The organism is Chryseobacterium daecheongense, assembly GCF_003729955.1.
In the GTDB taxonomy this organism is placed as follows: domain Bacteria; phylum Bacteroidota; class Bacteroidia; order Flavobacteriales; family Weeksellaceae; genus Chryseobacterium; species Chryseobacterium daecheongense.
On record NZ_RJTX01000004.1, the window covers coordinates 343,376 to 368,460 of the forward strand.

The window sequence follows — 25,085 nt, forward strand, 5'->3', positions numbered from 1 at the left end:
CATCCATATGAAAAGACCAAGCTACGTAACTGATAAAGCATTAAAAACGTTCATAAAATCCGCCCTTGAAGAAGATATTCAGGATGGTGATCATTCCACTCTATCCACCATTCCAGGGGATTTAAAGCAAAGCGCTAAACTTTTAGTAAAACAGAATTGCATTCTTGCCGGTGTGGAATTGGCGGAGATCATTTTCAAAACCTTTGATAAAAATCTGAAAGTTGAAACCTTTATCAAAGATGGTGAAACAGCAAAAATAGGCGATGTTGCTTTCATTGTTTCTGGTAGCGCAAGATCAATCCTTTCTACAGAAAGACTTGTCCTCAACTGTATGCAAAGAATGAGTGGAATTGCAACGCTTACTCATGAGTGGGACTCCAGATTGGTGGGAACAAAAACCAAATTATTAGATACGCGCAAAACCACACCTAATTTTAGGATATGTGAAAAATGGGCAGTTGCTATAGGAGGCGGAACAAACCACAGATATGGGCTTTATGATATGATCATGCTGAAAGACAATCATATCGATTATAACGGAAGCATTACTAATGCCGTGAAAATGGCTAAAGACTATATCAAAAAGAATAAGAAAAAATTAAAAATCGAGGTTGAAACCAGAAATCTGGAAGAAGTCCAGGAAGCCATTAAAGCAAAAGCAGACAGGATCATGCTTGATAATATGGATGTGAAAACCATGAAACTCGCTGTAGATATGATCAATGGTTCTTGTGAATCCGAAGCATCCGGAGGAATTACCAGAGATATGCTCAAAGAAATTGCTTCTACAGGAGTTACCTATATCTCTGCGGGAGCCCTTACTCACTCGGCCGAAAACATAGATTTAAGCCTCAAAGCCGTGAAATAGCATTGTATTTTTAACAAAAATGACCCTGTTTTATTAAAAATTAAATAATATGATTTTTTTCATAAAAATGGCGCCTTTTTTACATAATGCTGAAAATCAACACTTTAAACCTTATTAAGACTGATTAAAAATTAACATTGAGTTAATAATAGTTAAAATTTATTTCCCGAATTTTGCATAAAATTTAAATCTAACTATTATAACGATTATGAAATTAATCAACAAATCAATGCTGACTGTAGTTATTTCCCTTTCTACAGCAAGCGTTTATTATGCTCAACAAGTTCAGGATACGGTTTCGAAATCCAGGGACATTGAAGAGGTAGTATTAACAGGTGTTGCTGATATAGCTAAAGACAGAAAAACTCCTGTAGCAGTTTCAACAATTAAAGAAGCACAAATTGTTGAGAAATTAGGAAATCAGGAATTCCCGGAAATTTTAAACACAACTCCATCTGTGTATGCTACTAAAGGAGGCGGTGGTTTCGGAGATTCTAAAATCAACATTAGAGGTTTTGCACAAGAAAACATTGCTGTAATGGTAAATGGTATGCCAGTAAATGATATGGAAAACGGACGTGTTTTCTGGTCGAACTGGGCTGGACTTTCTGATGTAACATCATCTATGCAGGTACAAAGAGGTCTTGGTTCTTCAAAATTAGCAATTGCTTCTGTTGGAGGTACAATCAATATCCTAACCAGAGCAGCAGATAAAAAACAAGGAGGTGTTGTTTCTTTGACAGTTGGTAATGACGATTATTTCAAAACTCTATTTGCGTATAATACAGGAAAAAGTTCTAAAGGATGGTCTTCTTCATTCTTAATGAGTAGAGCCGCCGGATCAACTTTTGCAAGAGGAACTGAGTTTGAGGGATACAATTATTATTTTGCTTTAGGATATAACAAGCCTGGAAGCAAACATGATTTCCAGTTTACTATTACTGGAGCTCCACAAGCTCACAACCAAAGAAGTACTTATGCTCCAATTTCAAATTATATTTTCTATAATTCCGATAAAGACGGAACTCCAGATACAAGATACAATCCAGATTATGGTTACTTAAATGGATCTGAATTCAGTTTAAGAAGAAACTATTATCACAAACCGGTAATGTCAATTAACTGGGATTGGAATATTTCAAGCAAGTCTAAATTGAATACTGTTGCATATGCATCATTCGGTAGAGGAGCAGGAACAGGAAACGTGGGAACTTCAAACGGAAAATCTATCAACTACAATCCAACTCAAAGATCTTTCGTAACGAGTGAAGGTATTTTAGATATGGATGCTATTTATGCTTCTAATGCGGCTTCAACTGCAGACAAGGGAATCCTTATCAGAAATGCATCTATCAACTCTCACAACTGGTATGGAATTATTTCCAGCTTTAATCACAAAATCACTGACAACTTAAACTTTTCAGTAGGTATTGATGGTAGATATTATTATGGATACCACTATCAGGTAGTAAGTGATCTATTAGGTGGTACTTCTTATAGAGATTCTGCAAACAGAAATCTTTATGCTCCAAATAACAACAACGTATTTTCACCTGGTTACAATTATGTATCCAACACTTCAAAAGCAGAACCAAACTGGAACCCTTTCGGAGGGAAAATTGACCCGATTGAAAACAGAATCGGTTACAACAACGATGGTGAAGTACTTTGGTATGGTGGGTTTGGACAGTTAGAATATTCCAATGATAAGTTATCTGCTTTCGTTTCAGGAGCTATTTCTAATCAGGCTTTCCAAAGAATTGACAACTTTATCGTAGATGGAAGATCTCTTCTTAACGGAAGCGTAGCAGGATATGCAACCAGCAACACAAACCCTACAATTATTCAGGCAACTCCTACAAACCCTGCTCTTAATACTAAAACAGGATTCAAAAACCTAATCGGGTTCAACGTTAAAGGAGGAGCTAACTATAATATCAACGAACATCACAATGTTTTTGCTAACATTGGATACTATGAAAAGCAGCCTTTCTTAAACGCTGTCTATCCAAACAACAAAAACTTCCTTAATCCTAACCTGACCAATGAGAAAATTTTCGGTGTTGAAGCAGGATATGGTTTCCGTTCAGGTATATTCAATGCAAATGTAAACCTTTACAGAACTTCTTGGAAAGATAGATTCCAAAGAAGATCAAACATTACGGTTACATATAATGATCCTAACACAGGAGCTCCTGTGACAACTAACACAGCGTATGCTAACATTTCAGGAATTACTGAAATCCACCAAGGAGTTGAAGTTGATGTAACAGCTAATGTTCACAAAATGCTATCATTAACTGGTATGTTATCAATGGGGGATTGGTATTATGACGGAAATGCTACCGGAGATTTATTTACTGAAACAAATGACCCAATTCCATTAGGAAACAATACTTCGGGTACTACAGTATATCTTGATAACGTAAAAGTTGGAAGTTCTGCACAATTCACTGCAGGAGCAGGATTCACATTCAAACCTACTGATTGGTTCACATTTGATGGAATGTACAGAGGGGTAAGAAATCTATATGCTAACGTAAATCCATTGAACTTCTTAAATGAAGCTGCCGGACAAAAGGGAGCATTAGAATTACCAACATTCGGTTTAGTGGATTTAGGGGTTACATTTAAAATTAAACTTAACAATCCTAAACAATTCTTTACTGTAAGAGGTAATGTATATAACTTGTTTGACAAGGTTTATATTGCTGAATCAAACACAAATATTCATGCTAATCTTACTGAGCAAGAATATACAGCTATCAATGGAAGTAACACTGGTTATGCAGCTTATCAGGCAGCAGGTAACTATAACGGTATTAGCCAGCAAAACCAGGTTTATTTCGGATTTGGACGAACTTGGGCTGCAACATTATCATTTAACTTCTAATCACATTAGATTTTATCAATATCAATCCCGGCAATAAGCCGGGATTTTTGTTATATTTGTGTACAAAAAAATTGAACATGGATTTTTACAACATTTTGCTTAATGCACACAAAGGATTCGGGTATCTGGAACTTCTTTTAGTGGCATTATTTATCATTGCTCTTTTAACGACAATGTTCGGATTTAGCGGAAAAGTGAATAATTTTTTAAAGAAGACCACCCTCTTCACTATGATCTTCTTCCACATCCAGTTTTTAATCGGGATCATTATGCTGATCACCAATTTCACCAAAGGAATGGATATGGGATCTGTAATGAAAAATGCTGATCTGAGATTTCAATATGTTGAGCATCCGTTTTCCATGTTAATTGCTGCGGTTTTGATGACCATCATCAATAAGAAAGTAAAATCCAATGATACCATTTCTTTAGGAATTGTCATTATGGGATTAATCGCAGTAGGTTTATTTGCATTCGCGTTTCCATGGGCGAGAGTCTTTGGAGCATAATATATTAACTTAAATAATTTTTAATCATTAAAATGAAAGTAGCTGTAGTAGGTTCAACAGGAATGGTTGGACAAGTCATGCTTAAAGTTCTCGAAGAGAGAAACTTCCCTGTAACAGAGTTAATTCCGGTAGCTTCGGAAAAATCTATCGGTAAGAAGGTGAAGTATAAACAGGAAGAATTTACGATTGTAAGCATGAAGGACGCTATAGCTGCTAAACCGGACATTGCCATCTTCTCTGCCGGAGGTGGAACTTCTCTTGAATTTGCTCCGCTTTTTGCTGAAGCCGGAACAACGGTCATTGATAATTCTTCTGCATGGAGAATGGATCCTGACAAAAAATTGGTGGTTCCTGAGATCAATGCCGATGTTTTAACGAAAGAAGATAAGATCATCGCCAATCCGAATTGCTCAACAATACAATTGGTAATGGTGCTAGGTCCGCTGAACAAAAAATATGATTTAAAAAGAGTAATTGTCTCTACTTACCAGTCTGTAACAGGTACCGGAAAAGCTGCTGTTGATCAATTGAATGCAGAGATCGGAGGAGATGATTCCATCACAAAGGTATATCCTTATCAGATCTTCAAAAACGCTTTGCCACATTGTGATGTTTTTGCAGATGATGATTATACGAAAGAAGAAATTAAATTGATGAAAGAGCCTAAGAAAATCTTGGGAGACGACACATTCAATTTAACAGCGACCGCCGTGAGAGTTCCTGTACAGGGAGGACACTCTGAGAGTGTAAATATTGAATTTGAAAACGAATTCGATCTTGATGAAGTAAGAAAGATCTTATCTGAAACTCCGGGAGTAATCGTAGTGGATGATGTAAAAAACAATCAATATCCAATGCCTTTATATTCCGAAGGAAAAGATGAAGTTTTTGTGGGAAGGATCAGGCGGGACCTTTCTCAGCCCAAAACGCTGAATCTCTGGATCGTAGCAGACAATCTGCGAAAAGGAGCTGCAACCAATGCAGTACAAATCGCGGAATACCTTGTAGCAAATAACTTAGTATAACCTAACAAAAATAAAAAGAGTCTCAGAATTGAGATTCTTTTTTTTATCAAACCTATGGATTTAACTTCTAAAAACAAGTTTGCATTTCAAAAGATAATTACAATATGTGGAATTGTCCTTTTCATTGGAAAATTAATAGCTTGGCATTTAACAAATTCTGATGCCGTATTTTCTGATGCTATGGAAAGTATCGTAAATATTATCAGTGCCTTTATGGGACTTTATTCATTGCATCTTGCCGCAAAACCTAAAGATGAAGATCACCCTTATGGACATGGAAAAGTTGAATTTATAACTTCCGGGATTGAAGGGGCTATGATTATTTTTGCCGGGATAATGATCATTGTAGAAGCAGTAGACTCTTTATTACACGGAAATAGTTTAAAAAAGCTTGATTATGGAATTTATATTATTGCCGCTACAGCAATTGTTAATTATCTATTAGGGTATATTTCGTATCAGAAAGGAAAAAGAGAAAATTCACTGGTGCTCCAAAGCTCAGGGAAACATCTACAGTCTGATACCATCACAACTTTAGGTGTTGTTTTAAGTCTCATCATTGTTTATTTCACTAAAATTCATTGGCTGGATTCCGCTGTAGCATTAATGTTTGGTCTTTATATTATTTTTATAGGGTATAAAATTGTTCGGAAATCTTTAAGCGGTATTATGGATGAACAGGATCCTAACATCCTTAAAAACATTGTAGAAATTCTTGAGGCTAACAGGAAAACAGAATGGATTGACATTCATAACATGAAGATCCAGCAGTTCGGCTCTTCACTTCATATAGATGCCCATATTACGCTTCCTTGGTATTACAGTCTTCGGGATGCTCATAAAGAAATGGAAAATGTGATCAAACTTTTGGCAAAGCACACCAAACGAAGTGTGGAATTCAATTTTCATATGGATGACTGCAAAACCATTTCATGCCCTGTTTGTCAGATTAAAGAATGCCCTGTACGCGAAAGAGAATTTGTGAAAAGAGTAGAATGGACTCCGGAAAATATAACCAGAGAGGATAAACATACAGCCTAAATATCTTAGCTTTTTTGCATGATCTGTTTTCTGTAATAGAACATAGGAACAATAAGCAGTATGATCAAAGGCTGTATTACAAATCTTCTCATATAGAAAGAAAAAAGATAACCGACTTCAAAACGATCGTTTATACAATACAAGTAGATTGGGAACGTAATAACAAAAACAATGGTTATCAGTATCGCTCCTTGAATAGTCCACTCCTTATTCTTAAACAGAAAATGAATAATTACGCAAGAAAAAAATAAGTTGAGAACAAACCGGAAAAAATGACTAGCAATCAATTTTCCCCATTCAAATGCAGGAAAAGAAATACTTTTATCAGCTTCATGGAAATAGCCAAGAAAAGGATCATAGAATATCTTATCTTCAAACATTCTCACGCTTATAAGTCCGGCAATTCCTATTGCAACAAAAAACCAATTAAGAATTTTCATTTCTTAAAGCAAAAAATTTAATCCAGATCAGCCAAAGCAGCACCACACTTCCATAAATAATGGCAGGGAAAATAAAATCATGAGAAACTTTCCCATATTCCTTGTAATCCGTCATTACAATATTCAATCCTGTAATTCTCAATACATTCATGATATATAACAAAACAAGGCTTACCAATGCAAAGACAAATGTTTGTTTGCCTTTATAAAAGGCAAAAATGAAAGCCAGAAACAGGATCATGACCGAAACTGCATTACAGCCTTCCACCATTCTTGTGGCATAAACCTTCTTTACGTAGAACCATATTTGTTCTTTAGGAACATCGTTATAGAGTTGGGTTGTATAGCCAAGAACATTCTGAACATGTCTCACCTGTTCTGCAATTAATCTGGAAAAAGGATCAAGACCACTTGCCCTAAAGCTATTCAGATAAAACTGATAACCAAAAAGCAGCACCATATAAATGATGATGAATCTCAGCAAAATTCCCAAAACAGGCTTAAAATCCTTTAACATACTACAAATATATAAATTTACTATATTTGTTTCCTACTATGGATTCCGAGAACGCCAAACGATTTTTTGAAAATTATACAGGTAAAAAATCTTCTGAGTTTATTACATTAGCTCAAAGCGGTTCCGCGAGGATTAATTTTTTAGCAAAAGCTGAAAAAGATTATATCGTTACCTACAATGAAAATATCCAGGAAAATGAAAGTTTTTTCTATTTTTCCGAGATCTTCACACAATTAGGCATTAATACTCCTATTATTTTTGCAATTTCTGATGACCGGAAAACTTATATACAGGAATTTTTAGGAAAAAACACCCTCTCAGACATTATTACAAATGAAGGTTTGTCTCAACGGGTAAAAGATTTGGTAAAGCAAACATTGCAAAAACTGTATCATCTGCAAACCGGGACAAACGGAAAGATCGATTATACCAAAACTTTCGAATACCAAAGTTATGATGATCTGCCAGTAACGCATGATCTGTATTACTTTAAAAACTTCATTGCAGATGTTCTGGAATTGGAATACCATAAATCTACCCTTCTCAAAGAATTCAAAAAAATAGTTTACCTCATCGAAAGTCTGGAACCGAAAGGTTTAATGATCCGTGATTTTCAGGCCAGAAACATTATGATAAATGATCAGGACGAAGTTTCATTCATTGATTATCAGTCTGCTATGCATGGTCCTCTAATGTATGATGTAGTATCATTTCTTTTTCAGGCAAAAGCTAATTTCCCGGAAGATTTTAAAAACGAAATGATAGAATTCTATATCCAATTGTTTGACAGTGAAGAGGTACAACATCAATTAAGAAACTCGATAAAGCCAATCCAAATGATGAGATTTCTCCAGGTTTTGGGAGCTTATGGTTTCAGGGGGCTGATTCAAAGAAAACAGCACTTTATTTCAAGTATTGAAAAAGGAATAGATAATATCACGCAGTTTGCTAAATCCTGGGAAAATATGAAAGATTATCCCGAACTTGAAAAAGTGATACAGCAGCTGGCTCTGGAACAGACCCAATTAAAAATTGACAAAATTTTAAATATTCAGGCTTGAGAACAAAAAATAAAATAAACGATAAATAATCAATTATAATTAAATAGGAAATGTTACACGTAGACATACACAGTTTTTCATATAAAAAAGGAGGCATCCCAAAAGATGAATCCGGGAACGGAGGTGGTTTCACCTTTGACTGCAGAGGAATTCTTAATCCGGGAAGAATAGAAGAGTATAAAAGCCAGACTGGAAATGATATTGGTGTTCAGGAGTTTCTGGAAACAAAAACTGAAATGCCTAAGTTTTTAGAACTGATCAAAAGCATCATTTCTATTAATATTGATAATTACATTGAAAGGGGCTTTGAAAATCTTCAGATCAATTTCGGATGTACGGGCGGGCAACACAGATCAGTGTACTGTGCGATAAAAATTGCTGAATTTATCCAGGAAAAATACCCTGAAAGTACCGAGATCAGCCTTCATCATGATGAACAGCATCAACTTAATTATAAATGATGATTGATAAGATATAAATGATTTATCTTCACCCAACTAAAATCAATTATCATTCATCACTTATCAATTATATATAAATGAAAGCTTTAATTTTTGCAGCAGGAAAAGGCACCCGCCTTAAGCCATTTACCGATCATCATCCAAAAGCATTGGTCAAGGTGAATGGGATTCCTTTATTGGAAAGAAATATTACTTACCTTAAAGGTTTCGGAATCAGGGATTTTGTCATTAATATTCATCATTTCGGAGATCAGATTGTTGATTTTCTTAAGAAAAACAACAACTTCAACTGCAATATAGAAATCTCTGATGAAACGGATGAGCTGTTGGAAACCGGAGGTGGTTTGATTTTTGCTAGAAAATTTCTTGATCATGGAGAAGATTTCTTAATCATGAATGCTGATATCCTTACTAACATTGATATCAACAGCCTGGTTGCCTATCACAAAAAGATGAAAGACTTTGCTACTTTAGCTGTTTCTGATAGAGAAAGTTCAAGAAAATTACTCTTCAATGACAATATGGTTTTAAGAGGGTGGCTGAATGTACAAACCGGAGAACAAAGACTTGCAGAATTCAATAAAGGATTTAAAGCATTAGCTTTCAGCGGAGTACATTGCATTAACCCTGTTATATTTGAAAAAATAAAAAGAACAGGCAAATTTTCTGTTATGGAAGAATATCTGGATCTTATGCATACGGAACATATCCATGGTTTTCTGCATGAGAGTATCCTGATAGATGTGGGAAGGCCGGAGTCCGTAATAGAAGCCGAAAAATATTTTAAATAGTTGTATAATGGAAATTGATGGAAGGGATGAAAGTTTAATCAATCCTGAATTAGATAGTAACGAAACAAAACTACACAACAGCTTCAGACAAAAAACATGGGATGAAACCATCACCAAAGACAGCTGGATGGTTTTCAAGGTGATGGCTGAGTTTGTAGATGGATATGAAAAATTGGCCAAAATAGGACCTTGTGTTTCTATTTTTGGTTCTGCCCGTCTGCAGCCTGATAACAAATATTATCAGATGGCGGTAGATATTGCTGAAAAAATCACCAAAATTGGCTTCGGAATTATTACGGGAGGTGGTCCCGGGATTATGGAAGCGGGAAACAAAGGGGCTTTTAATGCGACAGGAAAATCAATCGGGTTGAATATTGATCTCCCTTTTGAACAGCACTTTAATCCATACATCAATAAGTTATATTCCATGAACTTCGATTACTTTTTTGTACGGAAAGTAATGTTTGTAAAATATTCTCAAGGGTTTATTGTAATGCCCGGCGGATTTGGAACTTTAGATGAATTTACGGAAGCTTTGACCTTAATTCAGACTAATAAAATAGGAAGATTTCCTATTGTTTTGGTAGGATCTGAATTTTGGGGTGGCCTATTGGATTGGTTCAAGGCAACTTTATTAAAAGAAGGGATGATCTCTGAAAAGGATCTTGATCTTTATCGTGTGGTAGACACGGCTGATGAAGCTGTAGCTCATATTAAGGCATTCTATGATAAATATTCTGTGAACGTAAACTTTTAATTGGCATATTATTTGTGACTTTATAAACAACAAGCATGATTGTAAATCTATTAATTAAGATGAAAAAACTTTTATATATATCAGGAATTTTAACATTTTTTGTGTTAATGAGTTTCATGAATGTAGACTTTTTCTCCTCAATGACAAAAGTGGATTATATCGAAGGAAGCAAGACGTTGAAGTTTACCACAAAAATGAATACAAGTCATATTTCGGACGCTATTAAAATAAATCCTAACACAGCAGGATTTGAAGCTGAAGTAAAAAAATATGTAAATAATAATTTTGATGTGTACGTCAATGGTTCTCCTAAAACTATAACTTTCACCGGAAGTCAGGTGAGCGGAGAAACTGTATGGGTGTATTTTGAAACGGGAGGTGTTTCCGATATCAATACGCTGAAGATCAAAAATACGATACTTTTAAGTGCTTTTCCTAAGCAGATTAACCTGGTTAACATTGCTTATAAAGGAAGTCAGAAAACAATGAATTTCCAACGGGGAAAAGAAGTCAACGAAGTTTCTTTTTAATGAATTTTAATTTGAATTATCAAACCACTGCTCATGCGGTGGTTTTTTTATTTTTAATTTTATAGTATGGTAAAAAATATACTTACTGATTACATTTCTTTTGTTAAAGACTTTGAAACCCTCATCCGTAAACAATACAAACTTAGCGATGATCAGCGCGTTATGCCAGGAATGGACTCTCCTTATGGGAAAAAAGGTGAAATAGAAAATTACACTTATTGGTTTCATGGAAGCGGATGTAGTTTGGAAGCGGATGGAATCGAGTGTCACTATGATTATTACATTCATGATATCACTTTTACCTTGTGGAGTTTTAAACAGTTCATTATTACTCACCCTAGGTACAAAAATGAGTTATTATTAACAGACCAATATTTAGAATTAGAATTGTATAAGCTTGTTGAATCTAAACAATTATTCTGGAAAATAGATGGCGGAGTGGTTTGGCAGGTATATCATTATAAAGATTAATTCAAATATTTTGCAATAAAAAATGCAGGCTGATTTTCAGCCTGCATTTTTTATTATTAAAAGTCAATTATTGCGCTTTAATTTTGAAGTCATCAACTTCCCACGTTGCCGCAGCTGAAGTTGTAGAAGTATATTTAAATGCTATTCTTACGTTTTTACCTAAGAAAGCACTTAAGTTCACATTTCCTGAGCTTACCCAATCTCCGAAGGCTCCGGTATTGGTATCAAGCGTTGCAGGAAGTAAAGTCCATGCTGTAGTTGCAGGATCTCCTGTATAGTTTTCAGTAGCATATACCTGCAAAGCATTTCCGGCATATCTAACATCTGTTGTAAAGCTTACAGCGGCTTTTGTTTTACCAACTAAGCTTACTGCTTTTGAAATCAACCAGTCTTCATTGGCTTTATTACCTGAAGAGAAACCATTCATTACAGCATAATAATTTGTTCCATTCCCTTGGTTGGAAGTTCCCCAAACCTGAGCACCTACAACATTGGCAGTTGTCCAGTCTGAACTGAACCCTCCGGCAGCAAAATTATCGCTATAAATTACAGGCAGCGGAGTATAAACAGTTCCGTCACATCTAGGTTCATCTAAATCTGCCCCTAAAATATCTGTGATCCATAATTGATATGTTCCGTTGAATACACTTAAAATAGCATATACATCTCCTTTCCCTGACTCTATTGTATTTCCAGCAAAGGTTGCGAAGTTGCTTGTTCTTAAAACAATCGTATTTCCGGCACAGTCCTGAAGTGTTCTGTTGGTTACAGCTGTTCCGGCATACGTTTTCTCCAGATCTGCTTCAATAAACTGCAGGTCTTTAATTTTAACCCATTTTCCTACATCCCCTGCAGTAAATTGGGTAATCATTTTTTCTGTAGGCACTACTGCTGTTGCCGGCTTGTTAGAATCAAAGAAATATTTATATACATCTACCTCTGCAATTCTACCAACAGCTCCATTGAAAGGCGAACCTATCTGGATCTCTCCGTTTACAGCTCCCACATAAAGGTTTTTAAGTTTGATATATACTTCTTTTCCAACAACGAATCTCGCATCGTTATACAGATCCGCTTTATCAATATTTACTCTGATTCCTCCTGTTGCGTCTTCAACATATAGATATTTGAAAAGGTTTCCTGTTTTATCATTAGCCGTTACCTTAGCTTTTAATACAAAATCTCCTGTAATTTGGTTAAGAGGGTTGCTTGTAGATAATTGCTTCACCTCAGCAACAGTTTTTGGAGTTAATCCTGCATCACTGTACTGGCAAGGATTAGCAGCAATACCGTCCAAACGTGGGAAATTATTCATTTCAAGGTCTGTTACCTTGTTGATGTACATTTGGTAAGTAGAGTTGAATTTGCTGTAAATTCCTACGAACTTACCGTTTCCGGCAGGCATAATCTGGTTCGCAAATGAAGCAAAACCACTGTTTCTTACCACTCTTGCAGTAGTTGTACTTGCATCTCTGATCTGTCTGTCTACTGTTACTCCACTAGGCGCATAATTGGTACATAATATTCTGCTGTCGAATTCAGCATTGTTAACCTGAATAAGACATCCTAAATACTGATCGTTTGCAGTAACCATCTGAGCCAAAGTCATTACTTTAGGTACAATCTTTTCTCTGATAGAGCAAGATCTGAAAACGCGCGCAGGAACAAGCTTTTCGGGGATTCTTGCTACTGCATTGGTAGCAGTGGAAGTAGGATCTTTAACTCCTAACTGCACTACACTTCCATAAGTACCTACCGCTAAACCAGCCAGTTTGATGTATACTTTTGATCCTTGAGGGTATTGAGTATATGTACTTACCATATCTACACTGATGGTGAAACCTTGTGTAGGGTTTTCCGGTTTATCTTGGATATAGATAGTTTTATAGATGTTACCTGTTTCGTCTGTTGAAGAAACATACCCTTCGATGATATCCTGAGAATCATCAGGGAAAACATAAGTTGTATTATTAGCAAACTTAGCTTTTACCTGAGCAAGAGTCATTGTTGCCGTAAGGTCCGCACATTGAAAATCACCAACGCCCGGCTCATCATATTTATCATCGTGCACACATCCCGTGATCATCAGAGAGGCAAAAATGATGAAAATATATTTGAAGATTGAATTATATTTTTTCATAAATAGTAGTTTAGAATCTTAAATAAACATTGGTAAAGAACGTAGTTCCTCTGTCATACCATAATTTTGGTCCAAAGTATGGTATAGCTCTCTGAGAATCTTCAAGTGCATCCGGGAAGTTCACATTTCTACCTTGTTCGAATCCACCTGTAACATAGTCTCTGTTATTAAGGATATTGTTTACGGAAACACTGATTCCCATTCTGTATTTTCCTATTAAGAAAGATTTTCCTGCATTAGCATTCAACATAAACTGATTATCGAATTTCTTCTGAGCAGTAAGCTGTTGGATCAATTCAGGAGTTGCCTCCGGATATGGATCACCCGTTGCCGGATTGGTATACATATAAGGAGTTTTATTCAATGCTGAGAAATCCAGATACTGATCCATTAAATAGTTAGCTGAAGCTCCTACCCACCAGTATTTAGGGGAATTGTATTTAAGACCGAAAGAGAATGCTTTCTGCGGAGTTCCTGCTACTTTATAGTTTTTAATATTAGCTTGTCCCCAAACATCAGAACCTCTGAACTCATTAAGGTCATCAAAAGTAGCGACATTAGGATTGTTGGTATATTTGTATTCTCCAACACTTGCTACCCCGATTGCGTTCAAGGTAGGAGTAATTTTCAAATCAAATCCTAATTCGGCTCCAATATATCTCTTATCTACACCTGTCATTGCTTCGTTTACCAATGTACTTAATGAAGTACCAGTATCACTGTTTACATCTGCATAATATCTTGCAATTTCAGTAGAGTTGTTGATAGTAGTGTAATATCCTGATAATCTAAGTTTCAAGATCTGTCCTCTTAAAATATAGCTCAATTCGTTTGAATTGATCATTTGGTTTTTCACTCCCGGAGTTACGAAATCCACGACTCTAGGATTGATATAGATTTCATTAAGAGTCGGTGCTAAGCTAAAGAATGTTCCGTTATAGACGATGAAGTTCTTACCATTGATCTTGTAAGTAATTCTAGCCTTGATCCCTGCATCCAATGCATCATAAATAGCACTCTTTCCTTTGGAATTATTCTGGAACCTGAAGCTTCTGAAGTCTCCTTCTCTCTGAGCTTCTGAATAAGAAGAGAAAATCGATGCCATTACATTCCATTTTGTGAAATCTATTTCGGATGAAATGTTCAATGCATAATTATTCCTTGTCAACTCATAAGAATATTGAGTTCTGTCTCCTTTTCTTACCTCTACATTTGGATCATCAATATTATATCTTACATCACTATCAAAAGCATTCAAGTTATATGCGAAATTAGCACCTAATAAATCTTTAATTCTTCTGAAGTTATCTGATTTTAAATTCTGATAATTGAAGTTGATATTCAATTTCCAGTTGTCTTTCAATCTTGTATCAAAGTGAGAAGCAAAATTGAATGTTTTATCTTTATTTACATCCTCTACTACGGTGTAAACAGCTCCTCTCGGAGTACCATTCATATCTGTAAGGTTCAGATAGTTTGCCTGATATAGAGAAGTCCAGTCGATCTGTGCATTTTCTCTAAATTCATCAGCCGTATAGATTCCGTAGCTAGGTAGTTTTCTGTAATAAGTAGGGTTTGGATCTGCTGCATGGAACCAGTCTAACCTGCTTCTTGCATCACTTCCGAACTGATAAGAAACCGTGTTCGTCCAGTTAGAGTTCTTACCTATTTTAAGGTAGTCTGTCAACATAAAGATTGGCTCAAATACATTTCTTATCCTTGAATTTCTTTTCTCTCCATCTTGCCATCCCCAGTAAGAGTTATAGTTTTTCCCCATAATATCATATACTTCCTGGGTATTTGGAGAATTGGACGCTCTGTAAGTTGGAGATCCGAAACCTGTAAAGTTAATCGAGTGTCTGTCGCTGAATTTTTTCTCAATAGATGCAAAATAAGCGTAAGCATCCTGATAAACTCCGTCAAGAATTGCTCGGTCTCCCCATCTTCTACTTGCAGAAAGCGTAACTGCCCAACCATCTTTAGTTAAACCAGAAGAATAAGTTGCCATTGCTCTGTGCAGGTAGCTTCTGTTGGTAAATGAATATGCTAATGATGTTTGCTTTCTGTATGAAGAAGCCCTGGTATTATAATAAACAACTCCACCTAAATTACCGAATGTATATTCTGAAGGAGTAATATTGTCTACATTTTCATAAGGATATCTTGTTACATCATTCAAACCACCCCAGTTGCTGAAATCAATTCTTCCGTCATCATTTTTAGACATCGGAACACCATTGAAAACCACATCCTCAAATCTGTTATCTACACCTCTTGGTCTGAACCAATAAGCACCTAATTCAAAAGCCGAAACATTTTGAAAGGCATCTCTTCCGGAACTCAATAGTCCTACAGTAGGCTGCATAGCAGAACCTCCGTCTTCGGTATCATTTGCAGAATCATCAATAACCACTACTCCAGCATCATTTCCCACATTGTAATTCAGTGTAATGACACCAAGGTCTTTTCTTTTTTCTCCGGCCGTTACATCAAACTCCAGAATCTTAGATTCAAAGCTTGGTTTTGTAACTGTAATCAGATAATGGCCAGGTTGTAAATCCACAAATTGGAAGTACCCAATTTTATCCGCGGTCACATCATTGCTGGATTGCGCAAGATCTACTTCTGCTCTCTCCAAAGGCTTACCATCCTGATCCTTAACGTACGCATACACTGTAGTTTGCGCAAAATAATAAGATGCAGGCAATAATGTAAATAAAGAGATTAGGGATAGTTTTTTAATCATAATAAACTTATTTTTAACTCCTTCTTTAATTAAGGGGCAACAAATTTAGAACTATTTTCATTAACACAAACATTTTTAGCAACTTATTCTATTAATTTTTCTTAACGTGTGGTACATCTTTTAAAAATATCCCCTGTTTATCATGAATAGTGAAAAAATATTTGTTAAATAATTTTAATCTCAATTATTATATAAAATTAGTAATTTTACCCCCTCATTTTTATTTTGAATATACTAAGAATATGAAAAAATATCTAATAATTGCTGCAATATTTTGTTTCGGATTGAGTTTTTCCCAACAAAAGCAGGTAAGAAGAGCCGCTGTAGCTTTTCTTAATGTGGAAAATCTTTGGGATACTATTCCTTCTGCTGATTACATAGACGGAACTCTTCCCGTTTCCAGCCCTAAATTCCATAGAAGCGTCCCTGTGGATTCTTTAAAATACCTTCAGACCACTGAAGACTATAAAGGCGAATGGAGCGATGAACTTTTAATCGGTAAAAAAGTTATCCGTCATCAGATCCTTGCAGACGATTTTACTGCAAACAGCCCTAAAAGATGGGGAACTAAATATTACAATCAGAAATTAGCGAATGAAGCTAAGGTAATTTCAGAATTGGGAAGACAATATACCAATGACAACCCGGCGATCTGTGGACTTATCGAAGTGGAAAACAGACAGGTTATCCAAGATCTGATCAAACAGCCCGCTTTAGCAAAAAGCAACTACGGAATTGTTCATTTCAATTCTTATGATGCTAGAGGTATTGATGTCGCCATCATTTATCAAAAAAGCAGATTTTCAGTTTTAAATTCTTACAAAAAGGAAGTTAAGATCTTTGATGAAGACGGGAAAAGAGAATATACCAGAGATATTGTAGTCGCAATCGGATTACTGGATGGAGAAAAAGTAGCCATTTTTATGAATCACTGGCCATCCAGAAGAGGTGGTGAAGCCATTTCACAGGCAAAAAGAAATGCTGCGGCTACTGTTTTAAAAAATGAAATGGATAAAGTAATTGCTGAAAATCCAGGAATTAAAACTTTCGCAATGGGAGATTACAATGATGATCCGGTAAGCCCGAGTTTGAAAAAACATTTAAGCGCTGTTGGAGACCCAAGTGAATTATCAGATCAATATCCTTATTATAATCTGATGTATAAATTATACAAAGCGGGAGTTGCTTCTTTAGCGTACAGAGATGCTCCGAATTTGTTCGACCAGATCATTGTATCGAAGAATTTATATTCCCCGGAAAAGCTTACTCCAACTTATACTATATATAAGGCCGAAATTTATGCTCCTTCTTATCTAGTGAACAAAGAAGGACAATGGAAAGGATATCCTTTCCGTTCTTGGGATGGTGACAGATTCACAGGAGGATACAGTGACCACTTTCCTGCGGTTTCTGTAATTCAGAAAGAATATGTAAAAAAATAAAGAAAGGCACTCTTATTGGAGTGCTTTTTTGTATAAATGTATTGGCTATGAAAAATTTGATTTTAATAGTAGCTCTTGTCTTTATTTCTTTTGGTTGTCAGTCTCAGACTACGCCTAAGAACGAACAAGAAAAATCCGAAATCAAGCCGTCAAAAAATGAAGACGGAGAATGGGATATCACCGTATTGGATTCCCAGTTTGATTATTTCCTGAATGCCATTGCAAAACCGATGAATCAATACTCCGAGCCTTATTTAAAAAGTAAAAACGCAATATTGGTAAGCGAATGGAATTCTTATTACTTTTCAGGAAGGTATAGAAATATCGTTGAGTCTTCCATCGAGTATGATCCTAGAGAAAACTACGGGCTGAAGTTTGAGTACAAACTATACCAGGTTTTTGTTTTTGTGAACTGGAAGTATAAGCTTCGCCTGAACGGGCTTTCCGGAAGTGATGCTTTCGTAAGATAAAAGATAAAGGTTCAGAAGTTTTCTGAACCTTTATTATTTTAAATTCAACTTTTCCTTTAAGATTTAAGATATTTCATGATCAATTTAGAAACTGAAACTATCAACAATAGAGCAAAACAGCTTATTGCTGTAATTGAGAAAACAAGCTCAAAATTCTGATTAAGATTTGAGAATTTGAAAAATACAAAAAGAATTAGGGATACTAATGCTACTATTCTTAACATTTGAATATATACTTTCATTGCAATTAGTTTTTATTTCACAAATATATAAAACTCAACGAAAAAGGCTCAGAAAATATTCCGAACCTTTTATTTTTTTTATATAGTTTTTAATTATTTGTTAAATAATTCCTCCACTTTATCCCAGTTTACTACTTCAAAGAATGCAGCTACATAATCTGGTCTTCTGTTTTGGTAATTCAAATAATAAGCGTGTTCCCAAACATCTAATCCTAAAACCGGAGTTCCTTTTACATCTGCTACAGGCATTAAAGGGTTGTCCTGGTTTGGAGTAGAAGAAATAGATACAGATCCATCACTATTTTTAATCAACCAAGCCCATCCTGATCCGAATCTAGTTTTGGCAGCTTCAGAAAAATCTGTTTTGAATTTTTCCCACCCACCATAATTTTCAATTGCAGCTTTTACATTTCCTACCGGTTCTTTGCTACCTCCCGGAGTTAAAATTTCCCAGAATAAAGAGTGGTTGAAATGTCCTCCTCCATTATTTCTTACAGCAGGCTTATCTGTTCCTGTCTTGCAGATTTCTTCTATAGTTTTCCCAGCTAGGTCTGTGCCTTCAATTGCCTTGTTTAAATTATCTATATAAGCCTGATGGTGCTTTGTATAGTGGATTTCCATAGTTCTTGCATCAATAGTCGGCTCTAATGCATCATAAGCATATCCTAGTTTTGGTAATTCAAATGACATAATGTTGATTGTTTTAATGTTAATATTCAAATTTAGCCATTATTTAAGCTATTATCAAAAACTGAAGATTACTTTAATAAATCTTTAACATTGATTTTTTGATTAAGAATGAATTAAATTTAAAAAGAAAGGAAGATAAAGGAAAGAAGCCGGAAGTTATATCGTCTACTCTTTGTATTGGATATAAAAAAGCACGGAATATTCATCCCATGCTTTTCATTAACAAAGTTAAATTATTTATTTGTTCATAGACATCAGGAATTCTTCATTATTTAAAGTTCCTTTGATGTTTTTATCTACAAATTCCATTGCTTCCACAGGGTTCATTTCGGAAAGATACTTTCTTAAGATCCACATTCTTTGGGAAGTTACCTCATCAAGAAGCAAATCATCTCTACGGGTACTTGATGCAACCAGGTCAATCGCAGGATAAATTCTTCTGTTAGCGATTTTTCTGTCTAATTGAAGTTCCATATTACCAGTTCCTTTGAATTCTTCAAAGATTACTTCGTCCATTTTAGAACCTGTATCAATAAGAGCTGTTGCAATAATGGTTAATGAACCTCCCCCTTCAATCTTTCTCGCTGCACCAAAGAATCTTTTCGGCTTGTGAAGAGCATTGGCATCCACCCCTCCGGAAAGAACTTTACCAGAAGCAGGGGTTACTGTATTATAAGCTCTTGCCAATCTTGTAATGGAATCTAATAAAATGACCACATCGTGACCACATTCCACCATTCTTTGTGCTTTTGCTAAAACCAGGTTGGCTACTTTCACATGTTTCTCTGCCGCCTCATCAAATGTAGAAGCAATGACTTCTGCATTTACGCTTCTTTCCATATCGGTAACTTCTTCAGGACGTTCGTCAATAAGAAGAACCATCATATACACTTCCGGGTGATTGGCTGCAATAGAATTGGCAATATCTTTCAGCAACATGGTCTTACCGGTTTTAGGCTGAGCAACGATCATCGCTCTCTGCCCTTTTCCGATAGGAGCAAAAAGATCTACCACTCTGGTAGAAACCGTGGATCCTTTTCCTGCAAGATTAAATTTCTCTTCAGGAAAAAGCGGCGTTAAATATTCAAATGCAACGCGGTCTTTGATAAATGCCAAATCACGCCCATTAACCTCTGTCGGTTTTAATAATGAAAAATATTTTTCACCTTCTTTAGGTAATCTCACGATCCCTTTTACAGTATCTCCTGTTTTCAGTCCAAAGTTTCTGATCTGCGCCGTGGAAACGTACACATCATCCGGAGATGAAATATAACTGAAATCCGATGAACGTAAGAATCCGTAATTATCCGGTAATATTTCCAAAACGCCTTCAATACTTACCATTCCATCGAAATTGAACTCTTTTTTGTGCTCAGTTTCTTCCTGTCTTTCAGGTTGTCTGTTCTGGTTTTGATTTTGGTTTTGGTTAGGATTTTTATTGGAATTCCCTGTGTTATGCGGATGATTTTGTCCTTTTTGCGGTCTGGCCTGAGATTGAGAATGAGCAGGCTTTTCTTCTGCTGGAGCAGATTCAATAGATTCTGTGTTTTTAGGAGCTTCTGTTGTTTTTTCCTGAGAAGTTTCAGTACTATTTGTATTAGCAGAAACCCTTTTTCTTTTTTTCTTAGCTGATCCCGTATTTGGGTTTTCCTGTGTTGTTGTTTCAGCTTTTGCTTCTTCCGGCTTTGCCCGTTCAGAAGTATCCTCTTTTTCTATCACTTTTTCTTCTGTATTGGCTTTCATTTCTTCCGGAGCATTCGCTTCAGGTTTTGGTTTAGCTGCTGTTTTTTTCGGAGCAGCCTTTTTAACGGGTGCTTTCGTTGGTTTTTCCGCCGGCGTTTCTACAGTTGCCACATGGGTTTCTGTAGCATTGAAATAATCTTTTGAGACTTTGGGGTTTGAAGCCTGAAAATCAAGAATTGCAAAGATTTTATCATTCTCATTGCTGTTTCTTGCAACTTTAACGCCCAAATCTTTCAAGATTTTAGTCAGTTCCGTTACGGATTTTGACCTTAACGTTTCTAGGTTAAACATATTTTATGTAAAAATGTAATTAATTGTGAATAAGAAAAGTAAGTCCGGTGACTTTTGTTTTCAAGTACATTGTATAATGCAAATCTACACTTATTTTTGAATTGTGCAAAATTTATGTTATTTTTGCCAGGAATTTACTATTCAATGCTACAAAGAATACAGACAATATGGGTTTTCCTGGCAGTTTTAGCTGCTGTTTTTCTTTTTGTTACAGGACAGGATGTGGCTGTTTTTGGCACCATTCCTGTGATAGATATTGCCTGTGTAGCACTTGTTTTGGTTGGATTGCTTAGCGTATTCAGCTTTAAAAACAGAAAAAGACAAATTCTGCTGAATAACATCAGCATGATTATAAACGCTTTGTTGATTGGTGTATTGGTGTACTGGTTACTAAACTTATCCGGAGGAATTCAGTTTCCTGAGAAGGGTATTGAGCCAGTTTTCCCATTGATCGCGGTGATTTGTTTGCTTATTGCAAATGTATATATCCGCAGAGATGAGAGGCTCGTAAAATCTGTAGACAGACTTCGATAACCTTACAACGATTTTTTGAGTGAGAACAGTTCCTTTTCGGGAGCTGTTTTTTTATATCTTCACTCCTACAGATTATATCAATTTACCCAGACGGTCGAATTATATTCCTATCTGGAAGATTCCGCAATAAAAGAGTTTATTTTAATTTATCTAATTTTATGCAACATTTTCATAACATTTACGACAGATATAATAAATTCTATTATCAATGAAAAAATTAGCTTTCTTTACTGTAACCTTTTTTTCTGCATTCACTTTTGCACAGGATGTTTCTCCAGACAGAATCAAAACGGTAATTTCCACTCTTGCTTCTGATGATATGAAAGGCCGTGAAATCGGAACTCCTGAAAATGAAAATGCAGCGAAATACATTGCAAGACTTTTTGAAGAAAACAATCTTGAATACTGCACCGGAAATTCTTACCTGATCCCTTTTGATTATAAAGGAAAAACCGCTTACAATGTTTGTGGGATAAAAAAAGGAAAAACCGATAAATTTTTAGGATTCTCCGGACATTTCGATCACATCGGAACCAGTAAAAAAAGTGGTGATAATATTTATAACGGCGCTGATGATGATGCAAGCGGAATAACCACTTTGGTAGGAATAGCAGATTATTTTAAAGACAAAAAGCCGGATTTTTCGATGGTTTTCATTGCGTTTAATGGTGAAGAAAAAGGAATGTTGGGATCAAGAGCTATTTCTAAGGATAAAAATTTAGATAAAATTTATAATAATTTATATTCCCTTTTCAATTTTGAGATGGTGGCTACAGAATCACAGTTTGGAAAAAATGCACTATTTATGACGGGTGATGAGTATTCTGATCTGGATGAATTGTTTAACAAGAATGCTTCAAATGGCTTGATGATACATCCTGATCCGTATGCAGCACAACAGTTATTCTACAGATCAGATAATGTAAGCTTTGTCAAGAAAAAAATCATTGCTCATTCTTTCTCTACTGTGAATATGGATAAAGCTTCTCACTATCATCATGAAAGCGATGATGTAAGTGTAGTTGATTTTGATAATCTTACCCAAATCATCAATAATTTTGGAAAAACACTGGAAAAATTGACACCTCAAAATTTTGCTCCTAAGTATAATAATAAAGTAAAATTCGATTAGAAACGTCTAATCCTTTAATTTTCCGTAATTTTGTTTTTCTATTCTCATTAAATGAAACCATTACAAAGAATACTCTATTTTGCAAAACCCCACCAAAAATATCTTTTAGGAAGTATATTATTCAACATACTATACTCGCTGTTAAGTATTTTCTCAGTGATCACCATGCTTCCTATTCTTAGGATTTTATTTAGACTTGATAAGGCCGTTGATATTTCAACCCCTCCGGTTTATAAAGGAAATTCCGAAAGTTTTTTTGGCTATGTAGGTGATTTGGGTAAATATTTCGATTATGTAAAAGAATTGGCCTATTATAAAATTCAAATGAACATTAATGAGCATGGAAGTGTTCATGTTTTAGCGACATTGTGTATTATTACGGCGTTTGCATTTTTATTGAGAAACCTGTTCAGATATCTGGGTGCTTTTTTACTCGTTAATTATAGAGTAGGAATTACCAGAGATTTAAGAACGGCAATGTATGATAAATTTTTGCAGTTACCGGTATCATTCTTTACCGAGCAGAGAAAAGGCGATATGATGTCCAGAATTTCCAATGACATTGGTGCGGTAGAAGGAGGAATCATGGGAGTTCTCGTAGATCTCGTGAATGCCCCTTTCATGATCATCGGTACATTGGTTACCTTATTTATGCTTGATGCGAATTTAACGTTGTTTTCATTGATCATTTTCCCGATCATGGGATTGATTATCTCATGGGTAGGAAAAAGTTTGAAAAAACAGGCTACATCTGCTCAACAAGAGCTGGGAAATATGTTTTCATTGGTTGACGAAACCCTAAAATCATCTAAGGTTATTAAAATATTTAACGCAGACAGAATATTAAAAAACAGATTCAATACAACCACTACCCAATGGCAGAAATATGCTATCGGAATGAGCAGAAGAAGGGAATTAGCCTCTCCGATGAGCGAGTTTTTAGGATCTGTAACTATTCTATTAATTACCTGGTTTGCAGGTTTGAATATTATTAACGGAACCAATGACGATCCCGTAACATTTTTAGCTTTCATCGGGTTATTTTTCCAAATATTAGATCCTGCAAAAAAGCTTTCCAACTCTATTTCTTCTATTCAGGGAGGAATGGCAAGTTTAGACAGAGTTTCTGAGGTTCTTGATTATGATCTGAAGGTAGAAGAAATTGCAGAACCCGTTTCTATTTCTACACTTAACAATAACATTGAATTCAATAACATTGGTTTTTATTACGATAAAGACAATGTAATTCTTAAAAATTTCTCTCTTACCATTCCAAAAGGTAAAACAGTGGCTTTAGTAGGACAAAGTGGTAGTGGGAAAACAACTATTGCCAACCTTTTAGCCAGATTTTATGATGTTTCTGAAGGAGATATTTTAATCGACGGTGTTAATATCAAACATTTGAAATTAAAGGAATACCGACAGCTTTTGGGAATGGTAACTCAGGAATCAGTTTTATTCAACGATTCTGTGTACAATAACATTTTGATGGGTAAACCGGATGCTACGAAAGATGAGATCATTGCTGCCGCTAAAATTGCGAATGCAGACTCATTCATTTCCCAACTTCCTGAAGGTTATGATACCAATATCGGAGATGATGGAAATAAGCTTTCCGGAGGGCAAAAACAAAGAGTTTCCATTGCAAGAGCGGTATTAAAGAATCCTCCGATCATGATTTTGGATGAGGCCACATCCGCTTTGGATACTGAATCTGAAAGATTTGTTCAGGATGCGCTGGAAAAAATGATGGAGAACAGAACATCCCTGGTAATTGCCCACAGACTTTCAACCATTCAGAAAGCAGACTGGATCGTGGTAATGGAAAAAGGAGATATTGTGGAGCAAGGCACTCATCATGAGCTTATTGCCAAAAAAGGGATGTATTACAAGCTTGTTGAGCTCCAGAACTTTGATTAAACAGATCATTTAACTTCCATTAAATGAATCCCATACAAGAGTATTTCTACAGAATTGAAGAACCTGCAAGAAGTACTCTTTTGTTTTTACGAAAAAAGATTCTGGAATCTGACCCGGAATATATTACGGAAACATTGAGTTTCGGACTCCCTTTCTTCAAGTATAAAAAGAAAATGCTTTGCTATTTATATTACAGCAAAAAATATCGTACACATTATATCAGCTTTTATCACGGAGATCGATTGATGTATCCTGAGCTTTTGCAGGAAGGCAGAAAGAAGTTTAAAATCCTCTTAATTGACATGGAAGAGGATTTGCCTTTAGAACTTATTTTCAACATCATTAATGAAGTAAAAACACATATTCAATAA

At 35.5% G+C, this 25,085-nt stretch carries 23 protein-coding genes; 17 read left to right on the forward strand and 6 right to left on the reverse strand.

Annotation, left to right across the window (positions count from 1 at the left end; translation table 11 throughout):
• Positions 1-7 precede the first annotated feature (7 nt).
• The 5 genes from nadC (at position 8) to EGI05_RS14970 (ending at position 6,336) form a co-directional block, all read left to right on the forward strand.
• Complete coding sequence (gene nadC, locus EGI05_RS14950) at positions 8-868, forward strand: carboxylating nicotinate-nucleotide diphosphorylase (protein WP_123263835.1); 861 nt, start codon at positions 8-10, stop codon at positions 866-868.
• Positions 869-1,076: 208 nt separating this feature from the next.
• Positions 1,077-3,761 carry a TonB-dependent receptor gene (locus EGI05_RS14955; protein WP_123263836.1) on the forward strand — a complete coding sequence of 895 codons (2,685 nt, stop codon included), beginning with the start codon at positions 1,077-1,079 and terminating at the stop codon, positions 3,759-3,761.
• A gap of 77 nt (positions 3,762-3,838) precedes the next feature.
• Complete coding sequence (locus EGI05_RS14960) at positions 3,839-4,270, forward strand: hypothetical protein (protein WP_123263837.1); 432 nt, start codon at positions 3,839-3,841, stop codon at positions 4,268-4,270.
• A 32-nt stretch (positions 4,271-4,302) separates the two neighbouring features.
• The gene (locus EGI05_RS14965; RefSeq protein WP_123263838.1) at positions 4,303-5,295 is read left to right on the forward strand and encodes an aspartate-semialdehyde dehydrogenase; all 993 of its coding nucleotides are present in this window, start codon (positions 4,303-4,305) and stop codon (positions 5,293-5,295) included.
• Positions 5,296-5,349: 54 nt separating this feature from the next.
• The gene (locus EGI05_RS14970) at positions 5,350-6,336 is read left to right on the forward strand and encodes a cation diffusion facilitator family transporter (protein ID WP_123263839.1); all 987 of its coding nucleotides are present in this window, start codon (positions 5,350-5,352) and stop codon (positions 6,334-6,336) included.
• 5 nt (positions 6,337-6,341) lie between these two features.
• Here EGI05_RS14970 and EGI05_RS14975 read toward each other — a convergent pair whose 3' ends face one another.
• Both EGI05_RS14975 and xrtF read right to left on the reverse strand, forming a co-directional pair.
• A complete protein-coding gene (locus EGI05_RS14975) occupies positions 6,342-6,776 on the reverse strand; it encodes an exosortase F system-associated membrane protein (protein ID WP_123263840.1) in 435 nt (144 codons plus the stop codon).
• Positions 6,763-7,293, reverse strand: coding sequence for an exosortase family protein XrtF (xrtF, locus tag EGI05_RS14980; RefSeq protein ID WP_123263841.1), 531 nt, complete (start codon positions 7,291-7,293; stop codon positions 6,763-6,765). Before xrtF ends, EGI05_RS14975 begins: the two co-directional genes overlap by 14 nt.
• Before the next feature lie 38 nt (positions 7,294-7,331).
• Between xrtF and EGI05_RS14985 the strand changes: the two genes are divergently transcribed.
• From EGI05_RS14985 to EGI05_RS15010, 6 genes are all read left to right on the forward strand, one after another.
• The gene (locus EGI05_RS14985) at positions 7,332-8,354 is read left to right on the forward strand and encodes an aminoglycoside phosphotransferase family protein (protein ID WP_123263842.1); all 1,023 of its coding nucleotides are present in this window, start codon (positions 7,332-7,334) and stop codon (positions 8,352-8,354) included.
• 50 nt (positions 8,355-8,404) lie between these two features.
• Complete coding sequence (locus EGI05_RS14990; RefSeq protein WP_123263843.1) at positions 8,405-8,815, forward strand: RapZ C-terminal domain-containing protein; 411 nt, start codon at positions 8,405-8,407, stop codon at positions 8,813-8,815.
• Between the two features lie 77 nt (positions 8,816-8,892).
• Positions 8,893-9,606 carry a nucleotidyltransferase family protein gene (locus EGI05_RS14995; protein WP_123263844.1) on the forward strand — a complete coding sequence of 238 codons (714 nt, stop codon included), beginning with the start codon at positions 8,893-8,895 and terminating at the stop codon, positions 9,604-9,606.
• A gap of 7 nt (positions 9,607-9,613) precedes the next feature.
• On the forward strand, positions 9,614-10,363 hold the full coding sequence (locus EGI05_RS15000) for an LOG family protein (RefSeq protein ID WP_123263845.1): 750 nt from the start codon (positions 9,614-9,616) through the stop codon (positions 10,361-10,363).
• Positions 10,364-10,422: 59 nt separating this feature from the next.
• Positions 10,423-10,893, forward strand: a complete 471-nt coding sequence (locus tag EGI05_RS15005) for a DUF6702 family protein (protein ID WP_228428624.1) — start codon at positions 10,423-10,425, stop codon at positions 10,891-10,893.
• Positions 10,894-10,959: 66 nt separating this feature from the next.
• The gene (locus EGI05_RS15010) at positions 10,960-11,364 is read left to right on the forward strand and encodes a DUF6896 domain-containing protein (RefSeq protein WP_123263847.1); all 405 of its coding nucleotides are present in this window, start codon (positions 10,960-10,962) and stop codon (positions 11,362-11,364) included.
• Between the two features lie 67 nt (positions 11,365-11,431).
• On the opposite strand, the gene EGI05_RS15015 is transcribed toward EGI05_RS15010, so the two are convergent.
• Together EGI05_RS15015 and EGI05_RS15020 are read right to left on the reverse strand one after the other, a co-directional pair.
• On the reverse strand, positions 11,432-13,504 hold the full coding sequence (locus EGI05_RS15015; protein ID WP_123263848.1) for a DUF5689 domain-containing protein: 2,073 nt from the start codon (positions 13,502-13,504) through the stop codon (positions 11,432-11,434).
• A 10-nt stretch (positions 13,505-13,514) separates the two neighbouring features.
• On the reverse strand, positions 13,515-16,250 hold the full coding sequence (locus EGI05_RS15020) for a TonB-dependent receptor (RefSeq protein WP_123263849.1): 2,736 nt from the start codon (positions 16,248-16,250) through the stop codon (positions 13,515-13,517).
• Positions 16,251-16,492: 242 nt separating this feature from the next.
• On the opposite strand from EGI05_RS15020, the gene EGI05_RS15025 reads away from it, so the two are divergent.
• Together EGI05_RS15025 and EGI05_RS15030 are read left to right on the forward strand one after the other, a co-directional pair.
• Positions 16,493-17,692, forward strand: coding sequence for an endonuclease/exonuclease/phosphatase family protein (locus EGI05_RS15025; RefSeq protein WP_123263850.1), 1,200 nt, complete (start codon positions 16,493-16,495; stop codon positions 17,690-17,692).
• Between the two features lie 47 nt (positions 17,693-17,739).
• Complete coding sequence (locus EGI05_RS15030) at positions 17,740-18,162, forward strand: DUF6146 family protein (protein ID WP_123263851.1); 423 nt, start codon at positions 17,740-17,742, stop codon at positions 18,160-18,162.
• Between the two features lie 335 nt (positions 18,163-18,497).
• Here EGI05_RS15030 and EGI05_RS15035 read toward each other — a convergent pair whose 3' ends face one another.
• Positions 18,498-19,094: a superoxide dismutase gene (locus tag EGI05_RS15035; RefSeq protein ID WP_123263852.1), complete on the reverse strand. Its 597-nt coding sequence runs from the start codon at positions 19,092-19,094 to the stop codon at positions 18,498-18,500.
• 237 nt (positions 19,095-19,331) lie between these two features.
• Positions 19,332-21,128 (reverse strand): transcription termination factor Rho, encoded by a 1,797-nt coding sequence (gene rho / locus EGI05_RS15040; protein WP_123263853.1) that lies wholly within the window; start codon positions 21,126-21,128, stop codon positions 19,332-19,334.
• Positions 21,129-21,272: 144 nt separating this feature from the next.
• Here rho and EGI05_RS15045 point away from each other — a divergent pair, with 144 nt between their 5' ends.
• The 4 genes from EGI05_RS15045 (at position 21,273) to EGI05_RS15060 (ending at position 25,085) form a co-directional block, all read left to right on the forward strand.
• A complete protein-coding gene (locus EGI05_RS15045) occupies positions 21,273-21,662 on the forward strand; it encodes a DUF4293 domain-containing protein (RefSeq protein WP_123264380.1) in 390 nt (129 codons plus the stop codon).
• Positions 21,663-21,870: 208 nt separating this feature from the next.
• Positions 21,871-22,794: a M28 family peptidase gene (locus EGI05_RS15050; protein ID WP_123263854.1), complete on the forward strand. Its 924-nt coding sequence runs from the start codon at positions 21,871-21,873 to the stop codon at positions 22,792-22,794.
• A gap of 51 nt (positions 22,795-22,845) precedes the next feature.
• Complete coding sequence (locus EGI05_RS15055) at positions 22,846-24,714, forward strand: ABC transporter ATP-binding protein (protein WP_123263855.1); 1,869 nt, start codon at positions 22,846-22,848, stop codon at positions 24,712-24,714.
• 23 nt (positions 24,715-24,737) lie between these two features.
• The gene (locus tag EGI05_RS15060; RefSeq protein WP_123263856.1) at positions 24,738-25,085 is read left to right on the forward strand and encodes a DUF1801 domain-containing protein; all 348 of its coding nucleotides are present in this window, start codon (positions 24,738-24,740) and stop codon (positions 25,083-25,085) included.

Excerpts from the sequence above, each read along its gene's own strand:
- xrtF (WP_123263841.1), bottom strand. The coding sequence starts at position 7,293 with ATGTTAAAGGATTTTAAGCCTGTTTTGGGAATTTTGCTGAGATTCATC.
- EGI05_RS15050 (WP_123263854.1), top strand. The coding sequence starts at position 21,871 with ATGAAAAAATTAGCTTTCTTTACTGTAACCTTTTTTTCTGCATTCACT.
- EGI05_RS14955 (WP_123263836.1), top strand. The coding sequence starts at position 1,077 with ATGAAATTAATCAACAAATCAATGCTGACTGTAGTTATTTCCCTTTCT.
- EGI05_RS15005 (WP_228428624.1), top strand. The coding sequence starts at position 10,423 with ATGAAAAAACTTTTATATATATCAGGAATTTTAACATTTTTTGTGTTA.
- EGI05_RS15020 (WP_123263849.1), bottom strand. The coding sequence starts at position 16,250 with ATGATTAAAAAACTATCCCTAATCTCTTTATTTACATTATTGCCTGCA.
- EGI05_RS14990 (WP_123263843.1), top strand. The coding sequence starts at position 8,405 with ATGTTACACGTAGACATACACAGTTTTTCATATAAAAAAGGAGGCATC.
- EGI05_RS15035 (WP_123263852.1), bottom strand. The coding sequence starts at position 19,094 with ATGTCATTTGAATTACCAAAACTAGGATATGCTTATGATGCATTAGAG.
- EGI05_RS14975 (WP_123263840.1), bottom strand. The coding sequence starts at position 6,776 with ATGAAAATTCTTAATTGGTTTTTTGTTGCAATAGGAATTGCCGGACTT.
- EGI05_RS15060 (WP_123263856.1), top strand. The coding sequence starts at position 24,738 with ATGAATCCCATACAAGAGTATTTCTACAGAATTGAAGAACCTGCAAGA.
- rho (WP_123263853.1), bottom strand. The coding sequence starts at position 21,128 with ATGTTTAACCTAGAAACGTTAAGGTCAAAATCCGTAACGGAACTGACT.
- nadC (WP_123263835.1), top strand. The coding sequence starts at position 8 with ATGAAAAGACCAAGCTACGTAACTGATAAAGCATTAAAAACGTTCATA.
- EGI05_RS15030 (WP_123263851.1), top strand. The coding sequence starts at position 17,740 with ATGAAAAATTTGATTTTAATAGTAGCTCTTGTCTTTATTTCTTTTGGT.
- EGI05_RS15010 (WP_123263847.1), top strand. The coding sequence starts at position 10,960 with ATGGTAAAAAATATACTTACTGATTACATTTCTTTTGTTAAAGACTTT.
- EGI05_RS14970 (WP_123263839.1), top strand. The coding sequence starts at position 5,350 with ATGGATTTAACTTCTAAAAACAAGTTTGCATTTCAAAAGATAATTACA.
- EGI05_RS14985 (WP_123263842.1), top strand. The coding sequence starts at position 7,332 with ATGGATTCCGAGAACGCCAAACGATTTTTTGAAAATTATACAGGTAAA.
- EGI05_RS14965 (WP_123263838.1), top strand. The coding sequence starts at position 4,303 with ATGAAAGTAGCTGTAGTAGGTTCAACAGGAATGGTTGGACAAGTCATG.
- EGI05_RS15025 (WP_123263850.1), top strand. The coding sequence starts at position 16,493 with ATGAAAAAATATCTAATAATTGCTGCAATATTTTGTTTCGGATTGAGT.
- EGI05_RS14995 (WP_123263844.1), top strand. The coding sequence starts at position 8,893 with ATGAAAGCTTTAATTTTTGCAGCAGGAAAAGGCACCCGCCTTAAGCCA.
- EGI05_RS15015 (WP_123263848.1), bottom strand. The coding sequence starts at position 13,504 with ATGAAAAAATATAATTCAATCTTCAAATATATTTTCATCATTTTTGCC.
- EGI05_RS14960 (WP_123263837.1), top strand. The coding sequence starts at position 3,839 with ATGGATTTTTACAACATTTTGCTTAATGCACACAAAGGATTCGGGTAT.
- EGI05_RS15055 (WP_123263855.1), top strand. The coding sequence starts at position 22,846 with ATGAAACCATTACAAAGAATACTCTATTTTGCAAAACCCCACCAAAAA.
- EGI05_RS15000 (WP_123263845.1), top strand. The coding sequence starts at position 9,614 with ATGGAAATTGATGGAAGGGATGAAAGTTTAATCAATCCTGAATTAGAT.
- EGI05_RS15045 (WP_123264380.1), top strand. The coding sequence starts at position 21,273 with ATGCTACAAAGAATACAGACAATATGGGTTTTCCTGGCAGTTTTAGCT.